The 1,037-nt window shown below is 47.6% G+C and carries 1 pseudogene; it reads right to left on the bottom strand.

The window, feature by feature from the left end:
- Positions 1 to 1,037, bottom strand: a pseudogene (locus LGZ99_RS24470) (hypothetical protein); the annotation flags it as partial.

Raw genomic sequence — 1,037 nt, 5'->3', positions numbered from 1 at the left:
GACTGCTCCCCCTCTTGTAAAGCCATTATTATTTAAAAAATATGCATAAAGATTTCCATCGGGATCAATGTATAGTTGACCTACATCACTACCTGCCGTACCGATATTAAGTCCTTTAACCCACCCCGAACTCCCGTTCCCGGATCCGCCCCAAGCCCCAACATAACTACGTGTCGGGATACTATTGACAAAAATAAATCCAGGAAAAGCCCCTACATCCTCAGCAGAAGGCTTATTTTTTGTGTTGTAGTCCCTACGCCAACCCGGATAGTACCCTTCACCATGATTAATATAAGTAAATTGTACGCTTGCGATACCGTTTCCGCTTGTTGTCGTCGGTGTTGTAACACGGATAGTCATTGCAGATTCTACGCCCATGACTTCAACCACAGCCCCCGCAAGACAGATATTGCCGCAGCCCGTATCGTTGATTATGCGATTGTCGGCATATGACCATGAGCCTTTGCACATCCAGTATGGAACATCAAAGGCCCCGTTTTGCTTAAGCCATACAATAAACTCTTTAGTGGTCCATGTGCCACCGCCGGTATTGATCGAGCCGCTATAGGCCCGACATGCTCCTACATCCTCAACAGTAGGTTTATTTGCGGTGTTATAGTCCCTACGCCAACCCGGATAGTACCCTTCACCATGATTAATATAAGTAAATTGTACGCTTGCAATACCGTTTCCGCTTGTTGTCGTCGGTGTTGTAACACGGATAGTCATTGCAGATTCTACGCCCATGACTTCAACCACAGCCCCCGCAAGACAGATATTACCGCAGCCTGTATCGTTGATTATACGATTGTCGGCATATGACCATGAGCCTTTGCACATCCAGTATGGAACATCAAAGGCCCCGTTTTGCTTAAGCCATGCAATAAACTCTTGAGTAGTCCATGTGCCCCCGCCTGTATTGATCGAGCCGCTATAAGCACGACACGCCCCCACATCCCCGGCACTCAAACTGATATCTCCGGTCAACACCTTGCCGTTCACTTTCCGACTACTCGGCACCGCATGATTGGCCTTAT

This window comes from Photorhabdus temperata (genome assembly GCF_025384845.1).
GTDB lineage: Bacteria > Pseudomonadota > Gammaproteobacteria > Enterobacterales > Enterobacteriaceae > Photorhabdus > Photorhabdus temperata.
This window is presented reverse-complemented; position numbering and strand designations above follow the sequence as displayed.